The 3,767-nt window shown below is 62.6% G+C and carries 3 protein-coding genes; all 3 read right to left on the reverse strand.

Translation table 11 applies throughout. From position 1 onward, the window contains the following. Positions 1–15: 15 nt before the first annotated feature. Genes MF268_RS25070 through MF268_RS25080 form a run of 3 tightly spaced genes read right to left on the reverse strand, consistent with a single transcriptional unit; the run spans position 16 to position 3,646 of the window. A complete protein-coding gene (locus MF268_RS25070; RefSeq protein ID WP_238373414.1) occupies positions 16–1,074 on the reverse strand; it encodes a TniQ family protein in 1,059 nt (352 codons plus the stop codon). Next, complete coding sequence (locus MF268_RS25075; protein ID WP_238373415.1) at positions 1,071–2,009, reverse strand: TniB family NTP-binding protein; 939 nt, start codon at positions 2,007–2,009, stop codon at positions 1,071–1,073. The genes MF268_RS25070 and MF268_RS25075 overlap by 4 nt, the downstream gene beginning before the upstream one ends. Then, positions 2,000–3,646: a transposase family protein gene (locus MF268_RS25080; RefSeq protein ID WP_238373416.1), complete on the reverse strand. Its 1,647-nt coding sequence runs from the start codon at positions 3,644–3,646 to the stop codon at positions 2,000–2,002. The genes MF268_RS25075 and MF268_RS25080 overlap by 10 nt, the downstream gene beginning before the upstream one ends. Positions 3,647–3,767 lie beyond the last annotated feature (121 nt).

Below are 3,767 nucleotides of genomic sequence, written 5' to 3' on the forward strand. Positions count from 1 at the left end.
GGTGTCGTTTTAGTTTCATGGGTGGATTCGGCCGAAATCGCCTCTCTCGTCGAGGAAATTTCCATTTAATCGGTGGACCGGCCTCTTGCTCAATCTGTGGACTCGTTCTGCGCTGGCTTCAATCGTGCGCTTTCCTTTGCGGTTCCGCGCATCTCGACTTTGCGCCAGCCACGGCATAGGGGCCGCACGCCGAAACAGGACGAGGGCAGCCTCCGGCAGGACCGCGCCAGGCACGAGTTCTGCCCCGAAAAGACCATGCAAGATCACCAGCGTCAAAGCCCGCCAGCGCACCGAGAGGTGCTGAAGTGGCGCAGGCCGACCAACGGCCGCGCGGGCCTCGTAAGGGCAGTTCCAACCCGGTTCATCGAACCAGAGCGCGAGGACCGGTCGGGCCGCCCCGTCCCGGTCGAGCGGCGCCCACAGAGTGCGAATTCCATGATTGAGTCGAACGAAAGGGCCAGGGCTACCGCTGACGATCCCGCCAATCTGGCGTTGGAGCTCGAGAACTCCCGCCGCGAATTCCGCCTCCAAAGGGTCCTCTGTCCCCCCTCCCCCGCCGGTCAGAACGGCATCGCACTTGCGACAGAACGGGCGCAGCAGGCCGTTCAGCATGCGAAAGGAAAGCCGCAGACGGCCGCGACACGCGGGGCAGCGATTCAGAAGCATCGTTCGGTGCGCCGGGCACACCACCTGCTCCGCCAATCGCCAATTTCCCCGCAGATAGGCATCGCGACCGGCAGCGACATCAGCATCGAAACAGGCAGAACAGACCGGCACCGTCTCGGTCAGAAACCAGTCCCGCGGCCGATCAGGATATCGGGAAGCCAGTGTCCTGCGCCGAAGCCGTTCCGGATCGATCCTGCAGGCCTTAGCCCAAAGCCTGAGCAGCCCCATATCTGGCGCCACATCGTCAACCTGCCGCGCGCCTGCGTCCCTACCCCCCTGCCCCGCCAAGTACACCATCAGTTCAAGAGCCTCCGACCCGTAGTGCGCGGCAACCCGTACCAGCCAGGACGAAAGCAGTTCGTCTTGATACGGACGTGGCGCGACGGGCAGTCGGGGCGGCACCATCATGCCCCGACCCGATGCGGCGCGGGCTTCCCCCGCCGCCGAGCGGTCTGGGTCATCGAGACCAGCGGCAGCACCAGATTGTCGCCAAAACTATCCGCGTCGAGGCACTCTTTGCCCGAGCGGATCGCATCTTCCGCCGCCGTCTCGATCAGGCGGAAGATGCGCGCCGTCACACCGGAGGTCAGCTTGTGGATCCGCTCTCTGGCCGCCCCGCTGATCAGATCGGAGGCCTCACGCAAGGGCAGGATGCGCTCGAAACTTTTGAGGAGCCCGGCGAAGGCGGCATCGTTCTGCCAGGGCTTGAGATGGAACGCCTCGAAGCGCTCGGCCAGTTGTGCATCGGTCAGCAGTGCCTGCCGAGCCAGGTCCGTTCCGGCACAAACCAGTGGAATCCGCAAATCATTGGCCAGAAACCGGATCGCATTGAGAAAAATCCGTTGCTGCCGAAAGGTGCCGGCCAGCATGCCGTTCACCTCGTCGAGAATGATCATCTTAGCCCCTACGGTCCGCAGCAGCGACCGGCAGATATCCTTCTCGCGGGCGAGCGTGCCGCCTGTCATCGCCGGCGCGCCTATGCTGGCCATGAGTTCGCGGTAGAGATCGCGCTCGATGGGCTCAGAAGGCACCTGCGCGACAACCACCGGGCGGTGGTCAACGCCGGTCACCTGGCTGAACTTCGGCGGGTGATCACGTTCGAACTTGCGCACGATCTTGGTCTTTCCCATGCCAGTTTCGCCATAGATCAACAAGCACGGCATCCGGTCACGCGGCGGATAGGTCAGCAGATTCTCCAGACGTGCCAGGGCTGCCCCGGACTGCTCGAATTCAATCCAGCGGTCGGCCCGGATCCAGGCGATGCGCTCATCGTCCGGAAGCGCCGCGAACCGGCGGTACGCCGGATCGAGATGTGCAAATGCGCTGTCCTCGGTCACGACCATTCCTCAACATAGAAACCCGGGTGGTCCCTGAGCACATTTTCGTTTTCCTCTGGTCTCGGATCGGCATCATCGGCCTCGTAGGCCCCTACCCCATCAAGCGCTCGGTCCCGTCTCTCGGAAAACCGCCTGGCCTCCCGTGTCCTACTGCTGGCAGCGTCAACCAGGACGCGCTGTTCCTCGATCACCGCGAATATGAGGGCTTCATCCTCGAGCGCGCGCCCGCGCTCGCGCAAAATCGTCTGCGCACGGCGATGTTCCGCAAGGGTGATCGACGGATGGCGCAGATCCGCAAATCGAACAGGGTAGCGCTGACCCTCAGGGCTACGAACAAAGATCGTAGAGAGGTCACGAGGATCGTAGGACACCCGCAATTGCCGGCCCTGCCGACCTGCCCAGAGGCTCAGGACATCGTCCCAATACCGCAGGCCGAAGAGATGGATGCCATCGCGGCGCACCATGCGTTCCGTGCTCGGCAGGAAGTCGATCTGGAACCCCTCCGGATCGTAAGGCCGGCGCAATGGTGCCTCGCGCCGCCCATAGGCCTCGTGCCAGGCCGCGATTGGCGGAATACCGAGCGAACGATGCCGTTCGGCATGATAGCGGGTGATTTCCAGCGCCAACCAGTGCTCCAGCTCATCGAGCGTCATCGCCGATTTGGCCTCGGAATCGTAGTCGCCACGGTTCTTGATGCTGCTGAAGGTCGATCCCGGCAGCAGGTGAACCGCCCCCATCATCGTGCCGATCAGACGCTCGATGTGACCGCCGTAGTGCGGCGCCCCAATCGGCCGGTACTGCAGCGAAATCCCGTGCTCCTCGGCGCCCCGCTTTATCGCCTTCGAACGGAATTCCCTGGCATTGTCGACGTGAATGGTCTCCGGCAATCCCTCCGCGGGCCAGTCCGCGTCGATCCCCAGGCTCTCCAGCCAGTCGAGTTTGGGCTGCACCAGGTGCTGAATGGCCAGTGCCACCGACAAGGCCGACGGCGGCTCCAACGTCAGATAGAATCCCGCAACCATGCGGCTGGCAACGTCGATGGCGAGCGTCAGCCAGGGCCGCTGCAAAGGTTCTCGATTAACCCGGTCCACGACAATGACATCCACCAGCGTGTGGTCGATCTGAACCACTTCATAGGCCCGTTCGACCTGATAGCTGCCTGGCACCGGGTGATGGCGCTGGCGAGAGGCCTTAGCGCCCTCACGCGCAGCGGCGAGCTCCGCCGGATCTATCGCCGCCACACGGTCCCGCAGCGTGGTCCAGCACGGGGGACGCAGACCCCTCTGACTGCACCGTCTGCGCACCTCCTTTTGCAGGGCGTTGACGCTCGGCTTCTGGAGGGATTTGTAGAAATCCTCGATCGCCCCCGAAATCACCGTTTCAATCTCGTCAGGCAGCCGACGGCTGCCCGTCGGTGTTCCGACTTGAGCCGCCAACAAAGAACTGGCGACCGGGCGCGCCTTGTACGCTGAGATCAACTCGTACAAGCGGGAGCGCTTGAGACCAAGATCGCGGCAGGCCTTGAGAAATTCGGCGCGGTCCGGTGAAGCCTTGCTTGCAAGGCGGCGGATCACAGCTTCTCGCGCGACCGCCTGTTCCCATGCTGCATCGTCGACGGCGTTGATGTCTGATCGATCCACCATGGCCAAACCCGGAAAATAAGTGTCTTATGTCCGATAATGAAACTATAATCCGGGAATGAAACAAGAACATGAACATAGTGATATCAATACGTTAGTGTCCACCAATGGAACAAGAACGACA

The sequence above is a fragment of the Heliomarina baculiformis genome, from assembly GCF_019966545.1.
Taxonomy (GTDB): domain Bacteria; phylum Pseudomonadota; class Alphaproteobacteria; order Rhodobacterales; family Rhodobacteraceae; genus Heliomarina; species Heliomarina baculiformis.